Source organism: Streptomyces sp. NPDC020917 (assembly GCF_044333795.1).
GTDB lineage: Bacteria > Actinomycetota > Actinomycetes > Streptomycetales > Streptomycetaceae > Actinacidiphila.
Genome location: NZ_JBIRRR010000002.1, coordinates 416,770 through 439,902, shown reverse-complemented (window position 1 = coordinate 439,902; position 23,133 = coordinate 416,770). Strand labels below are relative to the sequence as shown.

The 23,133-nt window shown below is 74.5% G+C and carries 23 protein-coding genes, 1 tRNA gene and 1 pseudogene; 16 read left to right on the top strand and 9 right to left on the bottom strand.

What is annotated here, in order from left to right; translation table 11 throughout:
* Positions 1–89 precede the first annotated feature (89 nt).
* From ACH4TG_RS05985 to ACH4TG_RS05960, 6 genes and pseudogenes are all read left to right on the top strand, one after another.
* Positions 90–1,370 (top strand): annotated as a pseudogene (locus ACH4TG_RS05985) (O-antigen ligase family protein); the annotation flags it as partial.
* Positions 1,371–2,032: 662 nt separating this feature from the next.
* Positions 2,033–3,760: a lipid II flippase MurJ gene (locus ACH4TG_RS05980; protein WP_398240925.1), complete on the top strand. Its 1,728-nt coding sequence runs from the start codon at positions 2,033–2,035 to the stop codon at positions 3,758–3,760.
* On the top strand, positions 3,757–4,572 hold the full coding sequence (locus ACH4TG_RS05975; RefSeq protein WP_398240924.1) for a polysaccharide deacetylase family protein: 816 nt from the start codon (positions 3,757–3,759) through the stop codon (positions 4,570–4,572). The genes ACH4TG_RS05980 and ACH4TG_RS05975 overlap by 4 nt, the downstream gene beginning before the upstream one ends.
* Positions 4,569–5,780, top strand: a complete 1,212-nt coding sequence (locus tag ACH4TG_RS05970; RefSeq protein WP_398240923.1) for a glycosyltransferase — start codon at positions 4,569–4,571, stop codon at positions 5,778–5,780. Before ACH4TG_RS05975 ends, ACH4TG_RS05970 begins: the two co-directional genes overlap by 4 nt.
* A gap of 8 nt (positions 5,781–5,788) precedes the next feature.
* The gene (locus ACH4TG_RS05965; RefSeq protein ID WP_398240922.1) at positions 5,789–6,466 is read left to right on the top strand and encodes a lipopolysaccharide biosynthesis protein; all 678 of its coding nucleotides are present in this window, start codon (positions 5,789–5,791) and stop codon (positions 6,464–6,466) included.
* The gene (locus ACH4TG_RS05960) at positions 6,463–7,647 is read left to right on the top strand and encodes a GNAT family N-acetyltransferase (protein ID WP_398240921.1); all 1,185 of its coding nucleotides are present in this window, start codon (positions 6,463–6,465) and stop codon (positions 7,645–7,647) included. Before ACH4TG_RS05965 ends, ACH4TG_RS05960 begins: the two co-directional genes overlap by 4 nt.
* Here the strand turns inward: ACH4TG_RS05960 and ACH4TG_RS05955 are convergent.
* Complete coding sequence (locus tag ACH4TG_RS05955) at positions 7,613–8,977, bottom strand: glycoside hydrolase family 26 protein (RefSeq protein WP_398240920.1); 1,365 nt, start codon at positions 8,975–8,977, stop codon at positions 7,613–7,615. The genes ACH4TG_RS05960 and ACH4TG_RS05955 overlap by 35 nt on opposite strands.
* A gap of 370 nt (positions 8,978–9,347) precedes the next feature.
* On the opposite strand from ACH4TG_RS05955, the gene ACH4TG_RS05950 reads away from it, so the two are divergent.
* On the top strand, positions 9,348–9,770 hold the full coding sequence (locus ACH4TG_RS05950; RefSeq protein ID WP_398240919.1) for a tyrosinase family oxidase copper chaperone: 423 nt from the start codon (positions 9,348–9,350) through the stop codon (positions 9,768–9,770).
* Positions 9,771–9,786: 16 nt separating this feature from the next.
* Positions 9,787–10,653 (top strand): tyrosinase family protein, encoded by an 867-nt coding sequence (locus tag ACH4TG_RS05945; protein ID WP_398240918.1) that lies wholly within the window; start codon positions 9,787–9,789, stop codon positions 10,651–10,653.
* A gap of 118 nt (positions 10,654–10,771) precedes the next feature.
* Here the strand turns inward: ACH4TG_RS05945 and ACH4TG_RS05940 are convergent, their stop codons facing one another.
* On the bottom strand, positions 10,772–11,062 hold the full coding sequence (locus ACH4TG_RS05940) for a chaplin (RefSeq protein ID WP_398240917.1): 291 nt from the start codon (positions 11,060–11,062) through the stop codon (positions 10,772–10,774).
* A 328-nt stretch (positions 11,063–11,390) separates the two neighbouring features.
* On the opposite strand from ACH4TG_RS05940, the gene ACH4TG_RS05935 reads away from it, so the two are divergent.
* Positions 11,391–11,936 carry a DUF5949 family protein gene (locus ACH4TG_RS05935; RefSeq protein ID WP_398240916.1) on the top strand — a complete coding sequence of 182 codons (546 nt, stop codon included), beginning with the start codon at positions 11,391–11,393 and terminating at the stop codon, positions 11,934–11,936.
* Positions 11,937–12,026: 90 nt separating this feature from the next.
* Here the strand turns inward: ACH4TG_RS05935 and ACH4TG_RS05930 are convergent, their stop codons facing one another.
* Complete coding sequence (locus ACH4TG_RS05930; RefSeq protein WP_398240915.1) at positions 12,027–12,290, bottom strand: hypothetical protein; 264 nt, start codon at positions 12,288–12,290, stop codon at positions 12,027–12,029.
* Between the two features lie 204 nt (positions 12,291–12,494).
* Between ACH4TG_RS05930 and ACH4TG_RS05925 the strand changes: the two genes are divergently transcribed.
* A complete protein-coding gene (locus tag ACH4TG_RS05925; protein ID WP_398240914.1) occupies positions 12,495–13,556 on the top strand; it encodes a hypothetical protein in 1,062 nt (353 codons plus the stop codon).
* A gap of 8 nt (positions 13,557–13,564) precedes the next feature.
* Here ACH4TG_RS05925 and ACH4TG_RS05920 read toward each other — a convergent pair whose 3' ends face one another.
* The 4 genes from ACH4TG_RS05920 to ACH4TG_RS05905 all read right to left on the bottom strand — a co-directional run bounded on the left by ACH4TG_RS05920 (position 13,565) and on the right by ACH4TG_RS05905 (position 17,036).
* Positions 13,565–14,149 carry a hypothetical protein gene (locus tag ACH4TG_RS05920; RefSeq protein WP_398240913.1) on the bottom strand — a complete coding sequence of 195 codons (585 nt, stop codon included), beginning with the start codon at positions 14,147–14,149 and terminating at the stop codon, positions 13,565–13,567.
* A gap of 29 nt (positions 14,150–14,178) precedes the next feature.
* Positions 14,179–14,586 (bottom strand): DUF1992 domain-containing protein, encoded by a 408-nt coding sequence (locus ACH4TG_RS05915; protein ID WP_398240912.1) that lies wholly within the window; start codon positions 14,584–14,586, stop codon positions 14,179–14,181.
* A gap of 59 nt (positions 14,587–14,645) precedes the next feature.
* Positions 14,646–16,370 carry a SpoIIE family protein phosphatase gene (locus ACH4TG_RS05910; protein ID WP_398240911.1) on the bottom strand — a complete coding sequence of 575 codons (1,725 nt, stop codon included), beginning with the start codon at positions 16,368–16,370 and terminating at the stop codon, positions 14,646–14,648.
* Positions 16,371–16,547: 177 nt separating this feature from the next.
* Entirely contained in the window at positions 16,548–17,036 is a 489-nt protein-coding gene (locus ACH4TG_RS05905; RefSeq protein ID WP_398240910.1) for a MarR family winged helix-turn-helix transcriptional regulator, read from the bottom strand.
* Between the two features lie 1,124 nt (positions 17,037–18,160).
* On the opposite strand from ACH4TG_RS05905, the gene ACH4TG_RS05900 reads away from it, so the two are divergent.
* Together ACH4TG_RS05900 and ACH4TG_RS05895 are read left to right on the top strand one after the other, a co-directional pair.
* Positions 18,161–18,457, top strand: coding sequence for a type II toxin-antitoxin system VapB family antitoxin (locus tag ACH4TG_RS05900; RefSeq protein WP_093712089.1), 297 nt, complete (start codon positions 18,161–18,163; stop codon positions 18,455–18,457).
* Positions 18,458–18,478: 21 nt separating this feature from the next.
* Complete coding sequence (locus ACH4TG_RS05895; protein WP_398240909.1) at positions 18,479–19,153, top strand: LytR C-terminal domain-containing protein; 675 nt, start codon at positions 18,479–18,481, stop codon at positions 19,151–19,153.
* A gap of 198 nt (positions 19,154–19,351) precedes the next feature.
* Here the strand turns inward: ACH4TG_RS05895 and upp are convergent, their stop codons facing one another.
* The gene (gene upp, locus ACH4TG_RS05890; RefSeq protein WP_398240908.1) at positions 19,352–19,987 is read right to left on the bottom strand and encodes a uracil phosphoribosyltransferase; all 636 of its coding nucleotides are present in this window, start codon (positions 19,985–19,987) and stop codon (positions 19,352–19,354) included.
* 181 nt (positions 19,988–20,168) lie between these two features.
* Between upp and ACH4TG_RS05885 the strand changes: the two genes are divergently transcribed.
* The 4 genes from ACH4TG_RS05885 to ACH4TG_RS05870 all read left to right on the top strand — a co-directional run bounded on the left by ACH4TG_RS05885 (position 20,169) and on the right by ACH4TG_RS05870 (position 21,711).
* Entirely contained in the window at positions 20,169–20,345 is a 177-nt protein-coding gene (locus ACH4TG_RS05885) for a hypothetical protein (protein ID WP_398240907.1), read from the top strand.
* Between the two features lie 226 nt (positions 20,346–20,571).
* Positions 20,572–21,111: a hypothetical protein gene (locus tag ACH4TG_RS05880; RefSeq protein WP_398240906.1), complete on the top strand. Its 540-nt coding sequence runs from the start codon at positions 20,572–20,574 to the stop codon at positions 21,109–21,111.
* Positions 21,081–21,593, top strand: a complete 513-nt coding sequence (locus ACH4TG_RS05875) for a nucleoside deaminase (protein ID WP_398241193.1) — start codon at positions 21,081–21,083, stop codon at positions 21,591–21,593. The genes ACH4TG_RS05880 and ACH4TG_RS05875 overlap by 31 nt, the downstream gene beginning before the upstream one ends.
* A gap of 31 nt (positions 21,594–21,624) precedes the next feature.
* Positions 21,625–21,711: transfer RNA gene (locus tag ACH4TG_RS05870), tRNA-Ser, on the top strand.
* Between the two features lie 74 nt (positions 21,712–21,785).
* On the opposite strand, the gene ACH4TG_RS05865 is transcribed toward ACH4TG_RS05870, so the two are convergent.
* On the bottom strand, positions 21,786–23,081 hold the full coding sequence (locus tag ACH4TG_RS05865) for a tyrosine-type recombinase/integrase (protein WP_398240905.1): 1,296 nt from the start codon (positions 23,079–23,081) through the stop codon (positions 21,786–21,788).
* Between the last annotated feature and the right edge of the window lie 52 nt (positions 23,082–23,133).

Below are 23,133 nucleotides of genomic sequence, written 5' to 3'. Positions count from 1 at the left end.
GGCCCGCCCCGCGCAAGGGACCGTCGCCCACCGCGCCGGATGCCCCGCACGCCCCGCGTGCCCGGGGCGCCCGCCGGTCCCGCGGCCCGCTGCCGGCCCGGTTCGCGCCCCTCGCACCCCTCGCGCCCGCCGTCGCCACGATCCTGCTGCTGGCCGTCCCCGTCGCTACCGGCGACGTCAGCACGTCCGGCAAGGTCACCCCGGCCGACGCGGCCTCCGCGGTGCTCGTGCTGATGTGCGCGGCGCGGCTGGTGCGGGAGCGGCGGCGGCCGCTGGGACGGCTCGCGGCGCTGGTGCTCGGCGCGCCCGTCGCGGGTTTCGCGGTGGCCGCCGTCACCTCGCTCGACCCGGGCGCGGGCGTGGCCGGGTTCCTGCGCTACGCCCAGGTGTTCGTCGTGGTGCCCGCCGCGGTGGTTCTGCTGCTGCGCGACCGGCGGGACTTCGCCGTGGTCGCCGGCGCGATCGTCCTGCTCGCACTCGTCCAAGGCGGCGTCGGGGTCTGGCAGTTCGCGACGCACACCGGCGCCTCGTACGCGGGGCAGGACGTGCGCGCGGTCGGCACGTTCGGCCCGTCGGACGTGATGGGCATGGCCACGGTCGTCGCGTACGGGGTGGTGATCGCGGCCGGGTACGCCCTCGCGCCGGGCAACCCGCGCCGGCTGCGGCTGGCCGCGCTCGCCTGCACGGCCGCGCTCGCGGTGCCGTTGGTGGTGTCCTTCAGCCGCGGCACGTGGATCGCCACGGCCGCGGCGTGCGCGGCGATGACGGTGCTGGCCGGGGGGCGGCAGGCGGTGCGGGTGTTCGCGGCGACCGCCGCGGGCGCGGTCCTGCTGGTGGGCGGGGTGGGTGTCGGGTCGCAGATGATCGGCCAGCGCCTCGCCAGCATCACCCAGGTCACCAGCGCCCCCGACTCCTCGGTCACCGACCGGTACGCGCTGTGGTCCGCCGCGGTGTCGATGTGGCGCGAGCACCCCGTGACCGGCGTCGGCCTCAAGCGGTTCCCCGACGAGCGCGACTCGCACGCCTCCCTCGCGCTGTCCTCGGGCAGCGACACCGCCGGGGCCGGGCAGGCGTTCACCCGCGAACCCCTGCTCTCCCCGCACAACATGTACCTGCTGGTGCTCAGCGAGCAGGGCCTGCTGGGCTGCGCGCTGCTCACCGGCTCGTGGGCCGCGCTGCTGGTCCGCGGCACCGCCCGCCTCACCCGGCGGCCCCGCCCGCCCGGCCGCCGCGCCGCACCTCCGGCCTGCGGGCTGGCCGCGCTCGGCCTGCTGCTGTGGACCTGCGTCGACTTCCTCTACGCCGACATCGGCGGCCCGGCCACCGTCCTGACGGCCCTGGTCCTGGGCCTGTGCGCCTGGTGGCCGCTGCACACCGCGACGCCGACGACGCCCGCCCTGACGCCGGGGCCGGGGCCGGGGCCGGCGACGACACCGAGCCCCACCCTGGACCCGGCCTCCCCCGCTCCCGGCGCCTCCCACCGCGCGCCGGCCCGCCGCCCGAAGTGGGCCGTCGACCCCGACGACGAGCCGGCGCCCGCCCGGGCCGCGCGCACGGCCCCGCGTCACACGGGCCGCCGCACCGCCGACGCGCCGGGCCTCCCCGGACAGGACCGCCCCGCCTCGGACCTCAGGCCCTCCGACCTCAGGCCCTCCGACCTCACGCCCTCCGACCGGGCGGCCTCCGAGCTCCCCGCGTCCGGACTCCCGGCCCCGGAATTCCTGGCCCGCCCCGGCGGTGCGCCATGACCCGCCCGGCGCCCCGCGGACGCCACCGGCAGCCGCGCTCGACATCCCCGATGCCCTCGACGAACCCGACGCCCCCGGTCCTGGGAGCGCCCCCCCGGAGGCTCCCCGCGCCGCCCGCGCCACCCGCACCGGACCCGCAGCCCGAGCCGGCACGGACCGCCCCGCCCCGGAACGTCCGCGCACAGCCCGCCGGCCTGCCGCCCGCCGGACCGCAACCCGTCCAGGCGGAGCCGGTCGCCCGGAAGCGCGTCCCCGCCCGGTCCACGGCCTCGCGGCCCTTCATCGTGGACGCCGATCTCGCCATCACGGGTCACGCGAACCTCATCCCCGCGGCCTCCGGTCACCCGGCCCCTCCCACCGAGCACAACGGCCCCGCGAGGCGGGCCTCCGGCCCCGCCCTCCCGGTCGAGCCGGAGCGGACGGCGGCCGAGGGCGGCGGGGAGCGGGGGCTGGCCCGGGCCGCGGGCGTCACCGCGGCGCTGACCGTCGCGGGCTCGCTGCTCGGTCTGGTGCGCGACCAGGCCGTGGCCCATCTGTTCGGTGCGGGCGCGGAGAGCGACGCGTTCCTGGTCGCGTGGACGGTGCCGGAGATCGCCGCGACCGTGCTGATCGAGGACGCGATGGCGCTGCTGATGGTGCCCGCGTTCAGCGCGGTGCTGGCGCGCGGCGCCGGGACGCGCTCGCTGGTGCGCGGCACGCTGCCGCGGCTGCTGGCGTTGCTCGCCGTGCTGACCGCGGGCCTGGCCGCCGGCGCCCCGCTGCTCGTGGAGCTGCTCGCGCCGGGGCTCGCCGATCCGCGGACGGCGGTGGCCTGCACCCGCCTGACCGCCCTCACCGTCTTCACCTTCGGCCTCGCCGGCTACGTGAGCGCCGCCCTGCGCGCGCAGCGCCGTTTCGTGCCGCCGGCCGCGATCTACGTCGCGTACAACGTCGGCATCGTCGCCGTCCTGCTCGCCCTGCACGGCCGTTACGGGGTGCGGGCGGCGGCAGCCGGCGTGGCCGTCGGGGGAGCACTGATGGTGCTCGTCCAACTCCCGGCATTCCTGGCGGCGTTGAGGCAGGAACCGAAGCAGGGGCCGGAGCAGGCACCCCGGCAGGGCCGGCGGCAGGGCGGCCGGCAAGGGCGAACAGGCCCCCGTGACAAGCCCGTTCACCGTGACGCGCTGGGCGCCGCCCTCCTCGTCCCGGTCGTCTTCTTCACCGTCGGGCGCCAGGCCCAGGTGCTGCTGGAGCGCTTCTTCGCCGCGCCGCTGCCCGCGGGCGCCATCTCGCATCTCAACTACGCCCAGAAAGTGGCGCAGTTGCCGATGGTGCTGTCGCTGATGATCTGCACGGTCACCTTCCCCGCGGTCTCCCGCGCCCTGGCGCTGGGCGACCGGGAGCGGGCCAGGCAGCGCGTCGAACGGGATCTCACGCTCGCCGGCGTGGTGGTCCTGGTCGGCGCCGCGTACGTCGTCGCCTGCGCCCCGGCGATCGTCCATGTGCTGTTCCAGCGGGGCGAGTTCGGGCCGTCCGACACCACGGCGACCGCCGCGGTGATGCGGGTGTACGCGCTCGGGCTGCTGGGGCAGACGATGGTCGGCGCGCTGATCCGGCCCTACTTCTCCGCCGCCCGCCCGACCTGGTACCCGGCGCTGGCGATGGCCGCCGGGCTGCTGGTCACCGCCGCCGGCGACGCCGCGGCCGTGCGGCCGTGGGGCGCCTGCGGCATCGCGGCGGGTAACGCCGCCGGCATCACCGTCACCGCCGTCCTGCTGCTGCACGGCATCGGCGCGCACAGCGTCGCCGTCCGCGCCCGCAGCCTGGCCCCGGGGCTCGCCAGGATCGCGCTGGCCGCCCTCGCCGCGACCGCCGCCGGCTGGGCGCTGACCGCGGCCGTGCCCGGCGCGCTCACCGCCGCGCTGCTCGGCGGTCTCGCCGTGCCGGCGGTGTTCGCCGCCGCCGCGCTGGCCGTGCGCGCCCCGGGGGTCCCGTATCTGCTCGCCACCGTGACACGTAAGGCCCGCTCATGACCCCTGAACTCGTCGGACCCGCACGGCGGTCCGTGACCGCCAGGCGCGCGCCCTGGGCGCTGATGTACCACGCGGTGGGGGACCCCCGCGACGACCCCTACCTGGTCACCGTCGGCCCCGACCGGCTGGCGCGGCAGCTGCGCTGGCTCTGCCGGCACGGGCTGACCGGCGTCAGCATGCGCGAGCTGCTGGCGGCCCGCGCGCAGGGCCGCGCGGACCGGCTGGTCGCCCTGACCTTCGACGACGGCTACGCCGACTTCCTCACCACGGCGGTGCCGCTGCTGCGCGAACACGGTCACACCGCCACGGTGTTCGTGCTGCCCGGCCGGCTCGGCGGCCTCAACGACTGGGACGTGCAGGGGCCGCGCCGGCCGCTGCTGGACGCGGCCGGCATCCGGGCGGCCGAGGCCGAGGGCATGGAGATCGGCTCGCACGGCCTGATCCACCAGGACCTCACCGGCACCGACGACGCGACGCTCGCCGCCGAGACCACCGAGAGCCGGCGGCTGATCGGCGAGATCACCGGGACCGCGCCCGTCGGGTTCTGCCACCCGTACGGCGCGCTGGACACCCGCACCCTGCTCGCGGTGCGCCGGGCCGGCTACGCCTACGCGTGCGCCGTCGACCCCGGTCCGCTCGCCGGCATGTACGCGATGCCGCGCACGTACATCGGCAACCGCGACAACTCCCCGCGCCTGCACGCCAAGCGCCTGCTGCACCGGCTGCGCGGCGCGCACCTGATCGAACCGGCCCCGCATGCGGACCGCGCCCCACGCCCGGAGCCGACCGCACTCCCGAGGGAGGACTCATGAAGGTCCTGCACGTCATCACCGGCCTGGGCATCGGCGGCGCCGAGCAGCAACTGCGGCTGCTGGTACGGCATCTGCCCGCCGAGAGCGAGGTCGTCACCCTCACCAACCCCGGCCCGGTCGCCGACGCGCTCATCGCCGACGGCGTCACCGTCACCCACCTGGGCATGGCCGGCAACCGCGACCTGACCGTGCTGCCCCGGCTGGCGAGGGTGATCCGCGCCGGGCGCTACGACATCGTGCACACCCACCTGTACCGGGCCGCCGTGTACGGCAGGGTCGCGGCGCGGCTGGCCAGGGCGCGGGCGGTGGTGGCCACCGAGCACTCCCTGGGCGCCACCCAGATCGAGGGCCGTCCGCTGACCCCGGCCAACCGCGCCCTGTACCGGGCGACCGAGCGGCTGGGTGGCGGCACCCTCGCGGTGTCCGGCACGGTCGCCCGGCGGCTCGTCGAATGGGGCGTCCCAGAGCACCGGATCCACCTGGCGCCCAACGGCATCGACCCGGCCGCGTTCACCTTCTCCGCGCCCGCTCGCCTGGCCGCCCGCACCCGGCTGGGCATCCCGCTGCACGCCTACGTGGTCGGCGGGGTGGGCCGCCAGGTGCGCGAGAAGAACTTCGACGGCCTGATCCGCGCGGTCGCCGCCGTCCCCGACACCCACCTGCTGCTGGCCGGCGACGGGCCGGAGCACGTGATGCTGCTGCGGCTGGTGCACCAGCTCGGTGTGGCCGACCGGGTGCGGTTCGCCGGCCCGGCAGAGGACCCGAGCGCCGACAACCCGACCGTGCCCGAACTCCTCGCCGCCATGGACCTGTTCGTGTCGCCGTCGCCCGAGGAGGCGTTCGGGGTCGCGGTGGTCGAGGCGCTGGCGTCCGGGCTGCCCGCCCTCTACGTGGCCTGCCCGGCCGTCGAGGACCTGCCGCCGCACGACGCGCCGGGCGCCCGCCACGTCGAGGCGTACCAGCTGGCCGCCGCGGTCCGTGAGGAGCGGCTCACCGGGCCGCGCCGCCTGCCGGTACCCGCGGCCGTCGAGCACTACGCCATCGCCCGCACCGCCGAACGCGTCATGGCCGTCTACGAGGCGGTGCTCGACCCCGGTGCCGCCGCCGCACCCGCGCCGGCGCCCGAGACCGCCGCGGTCTCCGTCCCCGAACCGGCCTCCCCGCCCGCCGTGGCCCCGGAGCCGACCGCCGCACCCGCCGAGAAATGAGCCCGACGATGAACGACGTCCGCGAACCGCGCTCCCGCAGGACGCGCGGCACCTCGTGGTGGCGCGCGCTGCCCCGCTGGATCCCGCTGCCGGTGGGCGCCGGCCTCGGCCTCGTCTGCGGCCTCGGCTACGGGCTGGCCGCCACGCCGCAGTACACGGCCACCGCCTACGTGCTGGTCGTCCCCCAGCACGGCGCGGACCCGCAGACCGCGCTCGGCTTCGCCCAGGCGTACGGCCGGATCGCCGCCGGCCCCGAGGTGCTGGCGGGCGCGCAGACCGCGGCCGGCACCCCGGCCGCCTCCCTGCGCGGGCACGTGGCGGCGGCGACCTCGCCCGACGCGCCGATGATCTCGGTGACCGGCACGTCGGACACCGGGGGACAGGCCGCCAGGATCGCCGACGCCGTCGCGAACTCCCTGACGGCGACGGGGAACCGCACGTCGGAGGCGACCGGGGTACGGCTGCTGCTGTTCTCCCCCGCGGCCGCCCCGGCCGGCCCGTCGTCCCCCTCGGCCACGCTGTCCGCCGCGGTGGGCGCCAGCGCGGGCGGCCTGCTCGGCGGCCTCGCGCTCCTCGCCCGCCGCCGCCCCGAGGACGGCTACGACGGGCACGACCCGTACGACCCGCGCAGCGCCGCCGTCCCGTCCCCCTCCCCGTCCCACGAGCACCCCCGGGCCGCCGTATGACCGCCCTGACCCCCGGCACCGTTCACACGCCCGGCGCCGGGGCCGCGGTCGCCGGCACCGCCCCCGCCGCCGGGGAGCTGACCGTGCAGATCTGCCGTGACGCCGACGCGTTCGGCGGGCTCGCGCAGGCGTGGGGGCGGCTGTACCGGCGGTGCGGGCCGGCCACCGCGTTCCAGAGCCACGCCTGGCTGTGGTCGTGGTGGCTGTCATACGGCGGCCGCCGCGGCCTGCGGGTGGTGCTGGTGCGGCGAGGCAGCGAACTCGTCGCCGCGGCACCGCTGATGCGCGTGCACCGCCCCCTGCCGGTGCTGGTGCCGCTGGGCGGCGCGATCACCGACTACACCGACGTGCTGCTCGCCGACGACGAGCCGGACGCGCCGGCGGCGCTGGCCCGCGGCATCAGGCGGGCGGCCCGCGGGGCCGTGGTGGACCTGCGCGAGGTGCGGGCCGGTGCGGCCGCCGAGCGGCTGTTCGCGTGCTGGTCCGGGCCCCGGCGGCGGATGCCGGACTCGATGTGCCTGGAGTTGCCCGGGCTACCGATGGACGGGCTGATCGCGCGGGTCGGCAGTTCCCGCGGCCAGCGGATCCGCTCGTCGCTGCGCAAGCTCGACGCGGCCGGGATCGAGGAGCGCGACGTGCCCGCGCAGGACGTGCCGGCGGCCGTCGGCACGATGGTGCGGCTGCACCTGGTGCAGTGGCGCGGCCGCAAGGTGACGCCCGAGCACGCCCGGCCGCGGTTCGCCGCGCATCTGGCCAGGGCCGCCGCGCTGATGGTGGCCGCCGGGGACGCGACCGTCACCGAGTTCCGGATCGGCGGACAGGTCATGGCCGCCAACCTGACCGTGCTGTCACCGCAGTTGGCCGGCGGCTACCTGGTCGGCGCGCACCCGGCACTGCGGGACGAGAAGGTCGACGTCACCACACTGCTGATGCGGCACGGCGTCCGGCAGGCCGCGGGCGGCGGCCGGGAGACGCTGAGCCTGCTGCGCGGCGCGGAACCGCACAAGTCCCACTGGCGGCCCGAACAGCGCGCCAACCAGCGGCTGCTGCTGTCCGGCCGCGGCTCGGCCCTCGCCCTGCTGGCCCGCTACGGCCTGGCCAGGGCGCGGGCGGCCGCGGCCGGCTCGTCGCGGCTGCGCCGGCTGCTCAGGAGGCCTGCGCGGCCTTCGGGCGAAGCCTGACGCACACCCCGCCGCCGGCGTGCCGCTGCCCCGTCTGCGGGCTCATCTCCACCGGCGAGCACGTCTCCACCGTGCGGCGGCCTCTGCCGCCGCCCTGCGCCGGCACCGCGGGCGCGGGCGAGGCGGCCTGGCCCGTCGGGGCCGCGGGCGGCTCCGTCTTCTTGCCGTACATCAGCGCCCGGTACACCGCCGACGCCTTCGGGTTCTTTGCGCACCGCCACACGCCGTGCGGGCAGTAGTCGGTGATCGTCTGGTACAGCGGGTGGTGGGAGCCGATCCAGGACAGCATCTGGGCCATGTAGTCCGGGTTGTCGCCGTTCCTGAACAGGCCCCACTCCGGGTACGAGACGGCCTTCTTGTGCGCGGCGGCGAAGTCGACCTGCGCCTGCAGGCCGTACGGCTCGGTGACCTGGTCGGAGAAGCTCTCGCCGCCGGGCTGGTCGTAGGAGTCCATGCCGATGATGTCGACGGTGGAGTCGCCGGGGTAGCACGCGGTCCAGGCGATGGCGTCCCGCCCGCGGTTGGGCGCGAAGTCGAAGCGGAAGTGCTGGCCGGGCACCGCGCGCATCGCGTCGACGATCCGGTTCCAGTACGCCTTCCAGCCCTCCGGGTCGGGACCGCAGCGGTGGCTGTACGTGGCGCCGTTCATCTCCCAGCCGAGCACGATCACCGTGTCGGGGACGCCGAGTCGCACCAGGCGCTGGGCGAGGCGGGTGAAGTGCGCGTCGTCGTCTCCCCGCGCGCCGGCCTGGATGAGGTCGCGGACCTCGCCGTCCGGCAGGCTGTCCTCGTTGCGCTCCTGCATGGGGACGTTGAGCACGAACATCCGGCCGGGCTCGGCGCGCTGCCACCGCGCCCACGGCTCCAGCAGGTCCCCGGCGCCCTCGATGGAGTCCCAGCTGTCGCCGGGCAGGTAGGTGTGGCCGACCCGCACGGTGGTGCCGCCCAGCCAGCTCTGCAGGGCCGACAGGTTCTGCACGCCGTCCTCGCCGGAGTCGGTGAACGCCCCCATCGGGGCGAGCGAGCCGCCCTTGCTGCCGGTCCTGGCGGCCGCCAGGGCGCCCAGCAGGGCGTTCCCCGGCCTGCCGGCCGGCGCTCCCGCCGCCGGCTGCGACGCGCCCTCGGGCCGGCCGCTCGTACCGCCAGAACCGCCGGTGGACGCCGCGCCCGCGGAACCGGCCGCGGTGCGGTCGGCTGCCGGGGCCGGCAGCGGACGCGGCCTGGCCGGCGACTCGCCGCCGAGCGCCGATGCCGCCAGCCCCGCAAGCAGCAGGGCGGCCGCGGCCGCCCCGATTCCGGTTCTCGCCACCCAATGACGTCGGACGGCCATGGTCACTCCCTCGTCGTCGGCGGACGGCGCCCCGAGTCGCACCGCCTACTGACGATCAGTCATAACGTACGAAGAACAAATGCGCGCCGCCGATTCGGCCGAACGTGCGGCAGCCGCATTCCCGTACCGGGAACCGGTACCGGCACTCTGCCGTCGATCCCTCCCGAAAGGACTCTCCGCCACCCCGCCAATACCGCCGCGAAGGAATTCCCGACATCACTCGGCCGGATGAATTTCCCTTGCCCGCTTGCCGATTATCCGCAGTTTCCCACTCGTTCGGGGAGAGGATGAGCCCCGCTCGGGCGCGGCAGAAGGGCCGATCCGGGCGGCCGGGCGAACAGCGGAACGCCCAACACGAGAGGAGCCGGCCATGGTGACGCGCAGAAGGGTGATCAGAACCGGCCTTACGACGGTGGCCGCCGTGTCCGGTACCGCGGCGGCGATGCGGCCCATGCTGGCCGCGGGAAAGCCCGCGGCGCACGGCACGGCGACGGCCGGGGGATCGCCGGCGGACGCGGTGCCGGCCGTCCCCGCCGGCACCCCGCTGTTCGACGAGGTCTACCGGGGCCGGCGCATCCAGGGCTTCACGACCGCCGACGACGACCGCATGGGCATCCTCGTCGACGGCCGGCCCCTGCACGTCATGCGGCGGGTCGACGGCACCTGGATCAGCATGGCCAACCACTACCAGCCCTACCCGACGCCGCTGGCCACCGCCCGTGGCGCGGTCGACGTCATGGGGCGCGCCTCCCTGGCCGCCGCACCCGTCCACCTCCCGTTCCTCCAACCCTGACCGCGGGAGGCCGACCGTGTACACGCGCATGAACCAGCGGCATCTGACGAGCAGCCAGCGCACCCAGTTCGTGCAGGCCGTGCTGGAGCTCAAGGAGGCCGGCCGCTACGACAAGTACGTCAGGCTGCACGCCGAGTACTTCGCGTCCGACGGCGAGACCGGGCTGCGGGTCGCGCACATGGCGCCGACGTTCTTCCCCTGGCACCGGCAGTTCCTGCTGACGTTCGAGCGGGAACTGCAGACGATCGACCCCGGCGTCAGCATCCCGTACTGGGACTGGACCGTCGACCGTTCGGCGACCTCGCCGCTGTGGGGTCCGGACTTCATGGGCGGCAACGGCCGCGACAGCGACGGGCAGGTGATGACGGGCCCGTTCGCGTACCGGACCGGCGACTGGCCGATCACCTTCGGCGTCACGCGGGAGCCCTACCTCACCCGCAACATCGGCCGCCCGGACCGCCCGATCGTGCTGCCCACCAAGGCCGAACTGGACAACGCGCTCGCCATGGGCACCTACGACACCGCGCCGTGGAACTCCGCGCCCTCCACCATGGGCTTCCGCAACAAGATCGAGGGCTGGACGGTCAGCGAGACCAAGGGCGGCTACCTGCACAACCGGGTGCACCAGTGGATCGGCGGCCACATGATCGGCGGCGCCTCGCCGAACGACCCGGTCTTCTGGCTGCACCACGCCTTCATCGACCTGATCTGGATCCGCTGGCAGCGCAAGCACCCCGGGTCGGGCTACCTGCCGGCCAAGCCGCTGGCCGCGCACGACCCGGAGCACGGCCGGGTGATCAGCGCCGGCGAGCCGATGCCGCCGTTCGGCGTGAAGCCGTCCGCAGTCCTCGACCACCGGAGGTTCTACCGTTACGAAGAGTAGGTGCGGGGGCGGGCAGGTCCACGACGAGCGACCGGGGCCGCGCCCCCCGGCATGCCTGCGGCCCCACGCCGCCCTGATGGGGGTTCAGGGGGCGGGAGGCCGCGGGAGCGCCTGCGGACTACCAGCTGCCGTTGCCGCCCTTGCCACCGTCGTCGCCGCCGCCGTGGGCGGAGACGTTGTAGCACTGGGCGCCGAAGCCCGGGTTGAGCAGCCCGATCACGTCGACGGTGTCGCCGCACGCGTCGACCGGAACGTTCACGGGCGCCTCGACGAGGTTGCCGGACAGCACGCCCGGCGAACCGGCCGCGGCACCCTGGGCGTCGGCGTCGGCAGCCGCCACACCGGCGCCGCCGGCCAGCACGGCACCCGCGGCAATGGTGAGGGCCGCAGCCTTTGCGATACGCGACATCAAGATCTCCCTGAGACGAGAATCAGCCGCAGACCCTGCGGCTTTTGACGCTCTGCGCAACTGGGCGAGATCACGCGTGGTCACGCATGTTGAGCTGAACCGGTGACGCACGGATTCCTCCAGGAGCCGCCGGCCGTACTGTTCGGCCGAGCAGTTCGGCCGAGCAGCACGGCCGAGCCGATCAGGGGTGGCCGAGAATGCGCGCGCCCCGTTCGGGTAAACGCAGGCACGCGGAATTCCCCGAACGGGCGAATCCTGGCGCTCGGGGTCGCCCGCAGGAGTGCCAATGAGGGCGGGTGCCGCCGGTGCGCGATTAGGGTCCGGACGCATGAGCCAGACGAATGCCGCGGCCGCCTCGCGGACCTCGCCCACCCGTCCCGGCGGCAACGCCGCGTCCGCCGCCCCCCTCCCGAGCCGGCTCGGCACCCTCGTGGTGATCCCGTGGGCCGGCGCGAGCGAGGAGGACGGCGAGGACATGTCGTTCCTGATGGCCTACTCCCTCGGCGACGGGGTGGACGGGCCGGAGGGCACCGAGCGGGCGGTGCTGGAGGCCGCCGAGGAGATCGGCCTGCCCGTCGGCGGCGCCATCCTCGACGTGGCCAGCGCCCAGCGGCCCCCGGTCAAGGTGCTGGTGGAGGGTGGCAAGGCGATGGTCACCATGCCGTACCTGCGCGCCAACTGCCCCGTCCCCGACCAGTGGACGGCCGCCGCCCGGGCCCGCCGCTCGGTGTACCTGATCCTCGCCAGCCGGCCGTGGCCGCAGGCCGTGCCGGGTGCCGTCCTCACCGAGGCGGACCTGCGGGCGTTCGCCGGCGACCCGGAGGTGCTGGGCACGGCCGCGCACGCCCTGGTCCCGGTCGGCTCGCTGCAGTAGCCGTACCCCGGGCCCGTTCCGCCCCCGCACGCCCGAAGGGGCGCCCCCGCGACGGGGGCGCCCCTTCGGTCGTGAACGGGCCTGCGCGGGTCAGCCGTTGACCAGCTGGTTCCCGGCGTTGACGGCGTCCGTCCCGGCCTGCACCGCGTTCTTCACCGCGGTGACCTTCTGCCCGACCCCGGACTCGTCGAGCACGCCGGAGGTGGCCGCGCCGGCCGACGTGCCCGCGGCCTGAGCGGTCATCGCCGTGCTGGTCAGGGTGCCGCCCAGGTCAGCGGCGAGGGCGGCGGGTGCGGCGGCGGCCAGCAGGAAGGACCCGGCCGCGGCGGTGGTGAGGATTCGGCATACGTTCATGGTCCCTACAACGCCGGGCCCCCGCGCCAGGGCACGCCCCCGGCGCCCAGCCGTCACCTCCCGTCCGCCGACTTCACCCGGACAGGCCGCACGCCCTGTTGCGGGCCCGTGACAACCAGCGCACAGCGCAAGGACGTTGCGTGGGCACCATCTACTCAGCGCAGCACGCGCCGACCACGCATGAACGTCCTGGGGGAAATCGTCATGTCCGCTCCTTCCCGCCGCCGCACATCCGCCGCCATCGCGCTGACTGCGGGCATCACCGCCGGCGCCGCCCTGATGCTCACCGCGTGCGGGCCGGACGACCCGACGAGCGCCGGGTCCACCGCGCCCAGCGCCACCGCCACCGCCACCGCCACCGGCGCCGGATCCGGCAGCGGCTCGGGCAAGGGCGCGGGCAAGGGCTCCGGTGCCAAGCCGGTGGTCTCCACCTCGCCGGTGCTCAACGGCACCGGGCACAACGGCCTGACGATCAGCGACGGTTCGCGGTACGTGGTGATGAACGGCACCCGGGTGGACTTCGGCACCGCGGTCCGCGACCTGTCCTGGTCCCCCGACGGCCGCAAGGCCGTGTTCATCGACGGCGACGGCGACCTGGCGACCAGCAACCCGGACGGCAGCGGCCGGGTGGTCGTCGCCCGCAACCCCGGCAAGCAGAACTGGTCGCACCCCACCTGGATGGTGCGCACCGCCGACAAGCAGAGCGGCCTGCCCGCCGCCGACAACCTGTTCTTCGCGGTCCGCACCGCGAACGGCGTCTCGAAGCTCTACGGCGTCCCGGCCACCGGGCACGACGCGACACCCGAGGTGCTGAGCCTGAACAGCGAGTCGGGCGAGGACATCAAACCGCTGCCGCAGTCCGGCAACGCCTGGCCCAGCGCGGCCGGCACGTACGGCACCGCCGTCTACGCCAACCCCGGCACCGGCCAGGTGTACATCCGCGACGACAACCTGCGCCAGCAGGGTGCCGCGCTCACCCACGGCTCGGAGCCCACGCTCGCCCCGACGCAGGACCAGGACATCGTCTTCGTCCGGTCCGTCGGCGGCCACGACCACCTGTTCCTGGAGCACTCCACGGACAAGGGCCCCACCTTCCGGGACCTCACGCCGAACGCCACCACCGACTACACCGAGCCGGCCTGGTCGCCCGACGGCCGCACCATCGCCGCCCGCACCCCGGACGGCATCGCGACGCTGCCCTCCGACGGCTCGCACGCCCCGGTGACGGTCTCCGGCTACCACGGCCTGCCCGCCTACCGCGCCTGACGCCTGAACTACCCTTTGCTGCGAGCGAGTTCGGCCCTCAGCTCGGCCAGGTGCGCGTCCGCCGTGTCGTGCGGGAGGAACTCCACGACGTCGACGAACCGGAACAGCACCTGGGTGGGCGTGACCGCGAACTCGTAGTCGGCGAAGCCCACCACCGCGCCCAACTCCCCGCGCACCGCGCCCCGGACGACATGCTCGGTCATGGCGTCCGGGGCCTGCGCGTCCAGGCCGCGGCGCGCGTTCGGCCGCGCCAGGTAGGGGCACACCATCGAGGCGTAGAGCATGCACGCCCGGTGCCCCGGGCCCTCAAGCGTTGCCGCGAGATTGCGGTACGGCCGCCCGGCCGCCCGTGCCTCGCCGATCGCCCGGCTCTCCGCGGCGCCCACCACGCGCCACACCGGGCCGCGCGGCATCAGCACGTTGCACACCGAACACAGCCGCTCCCGGGCGCAGTTCGCACTGCGCTCGTAGTCGGTCAGCGCGAACTGCGGCTGCTCGCCCTCCCACGGGGTGATCGCCGGCACGGGATAGCCGCGCACGTCACGCGGCCTGGCACCGACCGACGGCGGCATGGGGACGGAGTCGAAGCGCACCGCCCATGCCTATCAGGTGCGGCCCGCGGTCAGGAAGAACTCTCCCTGCTCCGGCGCCAGTCGGCGACCGCCTGCTCGACGTCGTACGGCAACAGGTTCAGCGGCGGGCCCTCCGGCGGTACCCGGATCGCCGCCTCGATCTTGGCGTTGACCTCGGTCAGGATCCGCCGCACCTGCTGCTCCGAGGGCGCCTCGGCCGCCGCGGCCAGCGCGTCCTCCGCCTCCTTGCGCAGCACCAGGCTCGGCGGCAGGAACGACAGGCCCTCGCGCCGCATCTTCCCCCTGATCCACCACATCTCGTCGTAGGGGGTGTTCAGCGACGGCAGCGGCTTGCCCGCGCCCGGCAGGTCGGCGAACGCGCCGCGCTCCTCCGCCTCGCGGATCTGCTTGTCGGCCCAGGTCTCGAAGGACACCCCGGGCGGCTTGCGTTCGGTCATCTCGCACCCCTTCGCGCCGGTCGGCGGGTTCGCGTGTGCCGTGCGCCTTCGAGCGTACGTCAGCCGGCGAACGGGCCGGCCGGACCGGCGGCACCCGCGGCGCGCGCGGCCAGCACCGCCACGTCGTCCTCGGCCGCCTCCGGCGCGAGGCGGTGCACGATGCGCGCCAGCAGCGCGTCCAGCGGACCCGCCGCCTGCGGCAGGCTCAGCCCCGCCAGCCGGTCCAGCGAGTCGTCGATGTCCTCGGTGCGCCGCTCGACCAGCCCGTCGGTGTACAGCAGCAGGACGTGCCCGTCCGGCCACGCCACGTGCACCGTCTCGTACACCCCGCGCAGGTCCGCGCCCAGCGGCGGCCCGGGCGGCACCGGAAGCAGGCCCACCGTCCCGTCCGGGCTGATCACCGCGGGCGGCAGGTGCCCGGCGTTGGCGAACCAGGCGTCGCCGCGCACCGGGTCGGCCAGCCCCAGCAGGCAGGTGCCCGGGCGCTCGGCGCCGGCCGCGGTCAGCAGCTCGTCGAGGCGGCGCAGGATGCGGTCGGGCGTGCGGTGGCCGTCCTCGCCCTCGTACTCCCCGGCCACCACCCGCAGCATCGACCGGTAGTGGCTCATCTCCACCGCCGCGTCCACGCCGTGCCCCATCACATCGCCCATGGCCAGCAGCGTCAGCCCGCTCGGCAGGGCCAGCGTGTCGAACCAGTCGCCGCCCACCAGATCGGTGGCCCCCGCGGGCAGGTAGTGCGTGGCCACGTCCACCCGCGGATGCGGGACGCCGGGCGCCGCCAGCAGGGCGCGCTGCAGCTCCACCGCGATGCCGTGCTCGCGGCTGTAGCGCCGCGCGTTGTCCAGGCTGATCGCCGCCCGGTCGGCCAGTGCCCTGGCGACCGCCGCGTCGTCCTCGGTGAACGCCGGCGAGTCGCCCGCCCGGACCATCGACACGGTGCCGATCCGCGCGCCGCGCGCGGACAGCGGCACCACCATCCCCGAGTGGATACCGGCCGCCCGGTACGCCGCCACCCGCTCCGGGTTCGGCGCGGACCGGCTCAGGCTCTCGTCCGACCCGAAGTTCGACACCACCGGCCGCCCGGTCTCCAGGCACCGGGGGATCGCCGCGCTCGGCTGGTAGTCGACGTACTCGCCCGGGACGCCGAACTGCCGCACCTTCGCCGCCAGCGGCGCGCGCGCCGCCATCGCGGCCCGGCGCAGCCGCAGCATCCCGTCCGGCGCGGGGCGGTGGCCGTCGCCGGTCAGCGACAGCACCTCCACCGTCGCCACGTCCGCGATCACCTCGACCAGCAGGTCGCACAGCTCCTGGCAGGTCCGCTCGGTCTCCAGCGTCGAGCCGATCCGCACGGCCGCCGCGTCGAGCAGCAGCAGCCGCTCCCGGGCCCGCTCCACCTCGCGCTGCGTCTCCCGGTCCGCGCTCACCTCCTGCACGACCGCGCCCAGGCCGTACACCCCGCCGTGCCCGTCCTCGATCCGGTGGTAGCTGCCCTGCCAGTAGCGGCGGGCGTGCAGCGAGTCCGCCCGGGTCTGGCCGCTGGTCATCGTCTCCCGGCTCAGGCCGTCCGCCAGCACCTGGCGCAGCACGTCCTCGCGGGCGTCGACGCCCGGCACCACCTCGCCGAACGTGCGCCCCACGTGCGCGGCCGCCGGAACCCCGTTCATCCTGGCCAGCGCCGGATTGACGTACCGGAAGCGCAGCGACGTGTCGAGCAGGGCGACGCCGGCCTGCGTGCCCTCCAGCAGGGCGCGCCACAGCCACTGGCCCGACGGGAGGTCGTGCATCGTCCCTCCTGCTCCGCATACTGCGTACTGCGTACGGCGTTCCGGGCTCCGGCGCGGCGCTGCGCGCGCCGGGTGGGCCCGGCGCCGTGGTGGTCCCGCCTTCCACAGTGCCGGGCGCCGCGCGGATCGGCGATTCAGAGGGGCTCGGGGGGCGCCAGCCTGCCGCGGGGGCGTGCGTCAGCCTGCCGCCGGGGGCGTCCCCGACTCCGCGTCCAGGGCGTCGGCGATGCGGTCACGCAGCGGCGTGTGCTCCAGGGCGGCGAGCGCCTCCTCGACCAGGCGGCCCAGCGGGTACGGCAGCTCGGCCTCGAAGGCCCGCACCGCGGTCACGGTGGCCGCCCACTCGCGTTCGAGCGCGGGCACCAGCGCCTCGGCCTTCGCGGTGAGCCGCACGATCCGCTGCCGGGCGTCGGCGCCGGCCTCCGTGACCACCAGGTCCTGGCGGACCATCTGGGCGACGGTCTGGCTCGCGGCGGAGTGCGTCACGCCGAGGGAGCGGGCGAGGTCCCTGATCGAGGCCGGCCCGTCCGCGGCCAGGACCCGCACGACGGGCGTGAAGCGCGGCCGGAACCCGTCCGCCAGCCCGAGCGCCGGGTAGGCCGACGCGACGTCGGCGTCCAGCAGCTCCAGCAGGTGCCGCAACCTGGTGCCCAGCAGTTCGGTCATACCCCCGATTCTGCGGCTCCCCCTGAGGTGTTCCGCCGCCGCCTCCCGTACTCCCTCCTTTCCCCCTGCCCTGGCCGGCCGTCTGCCGTTCTCGCCCCCACCCCTCCGGGGTCCGGGGTGCCTCTCGCTGCGCGTGGCCGTCTGCTGGCCTCGTTCTGGCTGCTCCGCATCCGGGTTGCCCTCGGCTTCCGGGGTGCCCCGAGGGTGCTTTGCCGCCTGCCGCGCCGTCGTGGCTTGTCGCGCAGTTCCTCGCGCCCCTGGCGGTGCACCTTCGGTGGGTGGGGTCGGGGCCGCCACGGGAGTATCTCCTCGGAACTGTGCGTGCGGCTCCCTCCGCGAAGTGGGCCGGGTGTGTGCACAGTTCCTGCGGGGACACTCCCGCACCGTCCCCTCCCAGCCCGGCCCCCGTCTGCGGGAAGCAATTGGGACGGGGGTCACCCCCGCAGGGGCGCGGGGAACTGCGCGACCAGCCACAGCCGGTCCGCACCCGGCAACGCAGGCCCGGGGGCACCCACGACCCCCGCCCCGGAGGGGCGATGCACCAGGAGCGCGGGGAACTCCGCGCCCAGCCATGCACGCACGTCGCAGACGGCAAAGCACCCCCGGGGGCTGCCCGGCTGCCGCAGGGGCGCGGGGTCCCCCAGCGCTTCGCCTGGGAGGTACCCCCAGCGCGACAAGCCGAGACGGCGCGGCACCGGGCAGCGGCGGCCCGGGGGCTGCCCGGATGCCCGCCCCGGAGGGGCGATGCTCCAGGAGCGCGGGGAACTCCGCGCCCAGCCATGCACGCACGTCGCAGACGGCAAAGCACCCCCGGGGGCAGCCCGGCTGCCGCAGGGGCGCGGGGTCCCCCAGCGCTTCGCCTGGGAGGTACCCCCTGCGCGACAAGCCGAGACGAGACCAGCAGACGGCCACGCGCAGCGAGAGGCACCCCGGGAGCCGAGGGCAACCCGGCTGCGGAGCAGCCAGAACGAGACCAGCGGGCGGCCACGCGCAGCCAAAGGCCCCCCAGAAGGAGCAACAGGGAAAACCTTTTGCCGTGCTTGCCCCAAAAAGCGAGGGAACCCCAACCCTCGCACCCAGCGCCCATGCTGCGCCCGAACGAGCCAGCCCGGTAGGCTTTCCGTGTGATCTTCAAGCGCATCGGAAACGGGCGGCCGTACCCGGACCACGGCCGGGTCAGCACGCGCGAGTGGGCGGACGTCGCCCCCCGTCCCGTGCGGCTGGACCAGTTGGTGACCACCAAGGGCCAGCTCGACCTGGAGACACTCCTGGCCGAGGATTCCACGTTCTACGGGGACCTCTTCGCCCATGTCGTGAAATGGCAGGGCGACCTCTATCTCGAGGACGGCCTGCACCGGGCCGTGCGCGCCGCGCTCCAGCAGCGTCAAGTGCTGCATGCCCGGGTCCTGGAGATGGACTGACAATCCGCTTACGCTGCGCTCATGAGCATGCTGACCCCCTCCGGAATGGGCGGGAAGTACCGGATCACGGGAAACGCTTACCCGCGCATGCGCCGACCGCGTCGGCGCGGCCGGATCGTCGCGGGCCTGGTGGCGTCCGTCGTGGTTCTGGGCCTGTTCGGCTGGGGAGCCCTGCAGCTCTTCCACGTGTTCAACGGCGATGACGGCGGCGCCAAGGCCAACGCCGGGCCGCAGAGCACCCCGAGCTGCAAGCCCGCGCCGACCCCGACCCGCACCGCCAAGCTCGCCCCGCTGCCCCAGCCGGCCGGGGTGACCCTGAACGTCTTCAACGCGACCACGCGCGGCGGCCTGGCGAAGTCCACCGCCGACGAGCTCGCCAAGCGCGGCTTCAAGGTCGGCACGTTCGGCAACGCGCCGACCCCGTACGACAAGAAGGTCACGCAGTCCGCGCTGGTCGTGGCCGGTCCGGCCGGCGAGGCGGCGGCCCGCGAGGCCGGTACGCAGGTCGCCGGCTCCACGGTGAAGATCGACCCGTCCCGCAAGGGCGCGTCGGTCGATCTGATGATCGGCGACGGCTTCAGCGTCCTGGCCACGCCCGCGGACGCCGCCAAGGCCCGGATCGTCGCGGCGAACCCGCCGCCCCCGAAGCCGGTCTGCACGGTGCCGACGACGGCGGCGGCCAAGCCGAAGGGCTGACGGCCGAAGGACTGAAACTCCGGCCGCCGTCCTGGGGCGGGGGCCGGGGCCATCGGAAGAGCCTCCCGGCGCGTGGCCGGAGCCCCTCGCCGGACCTGTCACCGCCGGCCCCAGGTGAAGGCCGCCGACGGCCTCAGGAGGCGATTGCCGACGGCCCCAGCCGGCCCTCCAGGCTGAGGCCCCCTGCGCGTTCCGGCCTCAGCCGACCGTCCCGTAGAGGCGGTCGCCCGCGTCGCCCAGGCCCGGGACGATGAACCCCTGCTCGTTGAGCCGCTCGTCGACCGCTGCCGTGACCACGGTGACCGGCTTCCCGGCCAGCTCGCGCTCCATCAGCTCGACGCCCTCGGGCGCGGCCAGCAGGCACAGCGCCGTCACGTCGTCCGCGCCGCGCTCGATGAGCAGCCGGATCGCCGCGACCAGGGTGCCGCCGGTCGCCAGCATCGGGTCGACCACGTACACCTGCCTGCCGGACAGGTCGTCGGGCATCCGGGTGGCGTAGGTCTGGGCGGCCAGCGTCTGCTCGTCGCGGACCATGCCCAGGAAGCCGACCTCGGCGGTCGGCAGCAGCCGCACCATGCCGTCCAGCATGCCCAGGCCGGCCCGCAGGATCGGCACCACCAGCGGGCGCGGGTAGGACAGCCGGACGCCGGTGGTGGGCCCCACGGGGGTGCGGATGTCGACCTGCTCGGTCCTGACGTCCCGGGTGGCCTCGTAGGCGAGCAGGGTGACCAGCTCGTCCGCCAGGCGGCGGAAAGTCGGCGAGTCGGTGCGCTCGTCGCGCAGCGTGGTGAGCTTGTGCGCGACCAAGGGGTGGTCGACAACGTGGAGACGCATGGGGACGACTGTATCGGGACCCTCCGCCCGCGTGTCCTGGCACCTTCCCCGCGGGCCCGTCCGGGGCGTCCTCCGCACCTTCTGCGGCCCGGCTGGGGTAAACCGCCCGATCGGGGGAAACTGGACGGGTACGCCCGGTGCGCCACCCGGGTGAACCGAAACGGGGACGGTGAAGTCCACGATGCCGGACGCGACGGACCGCAACGCCGAGGACCGCGAGATGGAACGCCGCAGGAAGCGGGCGGTCTTCCTGTGCGAGATGGACGAGGCCAAGGCGCTGCGCGAGCGGGTGCAGCCGCGGCGCGCCCGGGCGAACCGCATGCGCCAGCAGATGCGGATGCGGACCTTCCGCTGGTGATCCACCGGCCCGCAACAGGCCGCCAAGATCACGCATTTACCCGAAGGTGACGAAGAACTGGCACGTCGCGGTGCCGAAGACCTCTCGCATCGCCGTTGTTTCTGCCACGATGCCGATGGGTGGGACCGACATGAGGCTGCGACGGCACGGAGCAGTACAGTCCTCATGAGCGACAACAAGCAGCCCTGCCCGGTCCGGACGGCCTGAGACCAGTGGGAGAGTCACGGTGTACTTCGCCGCACTGCTCGCGCGCACCGAGGACGGTTGGCAAGCGAGCGAACCCGATCTCGACGATGTGGAAACCCTCGCCGACCTGAGCGATCTGGCCCGTGCGGCCGGCGAGGAGGATGAGACGGTCCTGGTCTTCATCGAGCAGGAGGACGCCTGGTTCGGCGTCATCCGGCTCGACGGTGAAGACGATCCCAGGATCTACGTGTCCGACGCGGCGGCGGCCGCCCGTAGCTCGTACGGGGAGATCCTGCTCACCGACGAGGTGCTGGGTCGCGACCCGGAGGACCTCGACGACCTGGTCGACCTCGACGGAACCGAGGACGGCGAGGACAACGACGACGAGGACGCCGTCGCCGGTCCTTCCGAGGACCATGTGCCGGTGGGCCCGCTCGGCGAGACCGGCCTGCTGGCCGACCTCGGCATGAGCACCAAGGAGCTGCTGGCGCTCAGCGGCGACGGTGCGCTGACCGGGGAGGCCCTGGGCGAGATCGCCGACGCCCTGGGCTGCGCCGACGTCCTGGAGGCGGTCCGCTGACGGCGACCCCGCCGGCCGATCCCGTCCGCGACCCCTGGGCGTCCGCGATGCGGCTCGCCCTGGCGGAGGCGGAGCACGCCCCGCTCACCGGTGACGTACCGGTGGGCGCGGTCGTGCTGGGACCGGACGGCGAGGTGTTGGCGCGCGCCCGCAACGAGCGCGAGGCCACCGGGGATCCCACGGCCCACGCCGAGGTCCTCGCGGTCCGCCGCGCGGCCGCGGCACTGGGGCGGTGGCGGCTGACCGGCTGCACCCTGGTGGTCACCCTGGAGCCCTGCACGATGTGCGCGGGCGCGATCGTGCTGTCCCGGCTGGACCGGGTGGTCTACGGCGCGGCCGATCCCAAGGCCGGAGCGGCCGGTTCCCTGTGGGACCTGGTCCGCGACCGCCGCCTCAACCACCGCCCGGAAGTGATCGCCGGAGTCCTCCCGGAGGAGACCTCGGCGGTCCTTACCCGCTTCTTCCGCACAATCGATTTCTGAGCACTGCCCCGCGTGGGCTAGGATCTCTCTCGGTAGCGTGTCCGAGCGGCCTAAGGAGCACGCCTCGAAAGCGTGTGAGGGGGCAACTCCTCCGTGGGTTCAAATCCCACCGCTACCGCTCTGAGCAGGACCGATGGGGCAACCGCCATTTTTGGCGGTTGCCCCATCGGCATTCTGGTCTCAGTTCTGGTCTCAGTTGGCCGGTACGAGAGCGCCTGACGAGCCGTCGCCCTCGTCTCCGGGTTCCCCAGCCGCGGCGCCCCACAGTGTGCTCCCGACCCGCTCAGCGATGCTCTGCAGTACCGGATCTGTGGCGTGCTGGTAACGCCTCCGCATGGCTCCTCCGGGCTCCCAACCCATCACCTTGTCGACGGCAGTGTCGGAGATGCCCAGGAGGAAGAGCACCGTGGCCGCGGTGTGACGAGCATCATGCAGCCTGCCGTCCCGGACCTTGGCATCCGCCAAGAGCCGCTTCCACTCGTCGTAATCGAACCGAGGGTTGATCGGCTTGCCCACGGCGTCGGTGAACACCCAACCGTCGTCCTCGTGCGTGACCGTCCAGAGCTGCCGTGCCGCCTTCTGCGCTCCACGCTGGACGACCCGGTGCTTCTCCAGCATCGTCACGATCTGCGGAGGCAGTCCCACGGGCCTACGACCGGCCCGAGACTTGGTGTCCTTGGTGGCTGGTCGGATGGGCCGCCGTTCGGGGCAGTACCCCCCGTGTGTCTTCCCGCAGGTCCCAGCGCATCCGTGCTCGTACTTGGGTCGCAGGCGACTACGACGGACCCTCAGAATGCCTGTGGTGAGGTCCACATCGGCCCACTTGAGTCCCAGCGCCTCGCCCTGCCGCAGGCCCAAGGCCAGCGCCAAATACCAGCGCACCGGATCGCGTCGCCTGGCCGCCGCTTCCAGCAGCCGGGTGATTTCCTCCAGCGTGTAGGGCTCCACCTCCTCTTCGGTGACGGTGGGAGCCTTGGCCAGGCGCGCCGGGTTCTGCGGAATGTGCCGGCGCCGTACGGCCTCGTTGAGGGCCGCCCGTAGGGTCCGGTGCGACTGGTGGACCGTCGCGGGCTTGCTCCCAGCGGCCCGCATCTTCTTGTAGAACCGTTCGATGTGCTCGGGCTCTAGCTTGTCGAGGCGGTGGGCGCCAAGGCCCGGCGACAGGTGGACCCGCACCGCGACGCGGTATCCCGCGATCGTATTGACGCTCACCACGGGTTCGGCGATGTTCTCCACCCAGTGCTCTAGCCACGCCTTGACCGTCCACGGCTTGCCGGGCTTGGGCATCCTGCCCGCATCCCGGAGTTTCTCCAGCTCCTTCACTGCCTTGTGGATCTCGGGCTTGGTTTTCCGGGATACGTGCCTCCGGTCGGGGGTGCCGTCGTCTTTCACGCCAACGGTCACCCGACCGTGCCAACGGCCGTCATTCCCGAGGTAGATGGTGGATGCGCCATTCGGCTGACGGGTGCGCTTCGGCTTCTCTTCCACAGGTCACTTCCAAGATTGTGGGCAGGCGAAAGCCGAGGTGGTGGCGCCCGTG

Bases quoted from the DNA above. Each gene is read 5' to 3' on its own strand.
- ACH4TG_RS05915 (WP_398240912.1), bottom strand. From the start codon at position 14,586: ATGACCGAACGCAAGCCGCCCGGGGTGTCCTTCGAGACCTGGGCCGAC.
- ACH4TG_RS05935 (WP_398240916.1), top strand. From the start codon at position 11,391: ATGAGCCAGACGAATGCCGCGGCCGCCTCGCGGACCTCGCCCACCCGT.
- ACH4TG_RS05910 (WP_398240911.1), bottom strand. From the start codon at position 16,370: ATGCACGACCTCCCGTCGGGCCAGTGGCTGTGGCGCGCCCTGCTGGAG.
- ACH4TG_RS05925 (WP_398240914.1), top strand. From the start codon at position 12,495: ATGTCCGCTCCTTCCCGCCGCCGCACATCCGCCGCCATCGCGCTGACT.
- ACH4TG_RS05885 (WP_398240907.1), top strand. From the start codon at position 20,169: ATGCCGGACGCGACGGACCGCAACGCCGAGGACCGCGAGATGGAACGC.
- upp (WP_398240908.1), bottom strand. From the start codon at position 19,987: ATGCGTCTCCACGTTGTCGACCACCCCTTGGTCGCGCACAAGCTCACC.
- ACH4TG_RS05930 (WP_398240915.1), bottom strand. From the start codon at position 12,290: ATGAACGTATGCCGAATCCTCACCACCGCCGCGGCCGGGTCCTTCCTG.
- ACH4TG_RS05905 (WP_398240910.1), bottom strand. From the start codon at position 17,036: ATGACCGAACTGCTGGGCACCAGGTTGCGGCACCTGCTGGAGCTGCTG.
- ACH4TG_RS05965 (WP_398240922.1), top strand. From the start codon at position 5,789: ATGAACGACGTCCGCGAACCGCGCTCCCGCAGGACGCGCGGCACCTCG.
- ACH4TG_RS05960 (WP_398240921.1), top strand. From the start codon at position 6,463: ATGACCGCCCTGACCCCCGGCACCGTTCACACGCCCGGCGCCGGGGCC.
- ACH4TG_RS05950 (WP_398240919.1), top strand. From the start codon at position 9,348: ATGGTGACGCGCAGAAGGGTGATCAGAACCGGCCTTACGACGGTGGCC.
- ACH4TG_RS05970 (WP_398240923.1), top strand. From the start codon at position 4,569: ATGAAGGTCCTGCACGTCATCACCGGCCTGGGCATCGGCGGCGCCGAG.
- ACH4TG_RS05975 (WP_398240924.1), top strand. From the start codon at position 3,757: ATGACCCCTGAACTCGTCGGACCCGCACGGCGGTCCGTGACCGCCAGG.
- ACH4TG_RS05895 (WP_398240909.1), top strand. From the start codon at position 18,479: ATGAGCATGCTGACCCCCTCCGGAATGGGCGGGAAGTACCGGATCACG.
- ACH4TG_RS05955 (WP_398240920.1), bottom strand. From the start codon at position 8,977: ATGGCCGTCCGACGTCATTGGGTGGCGAGAACCGGAATCGGGGCGGCC.
- ACH4TG_RS05940 (WP_398240917.1), bottom strand. From the start codon at position 11,062: ATGTCGCGTATCGCAAAGGCTGCGGCCCTCACCATTGCCGCGGGTGCC.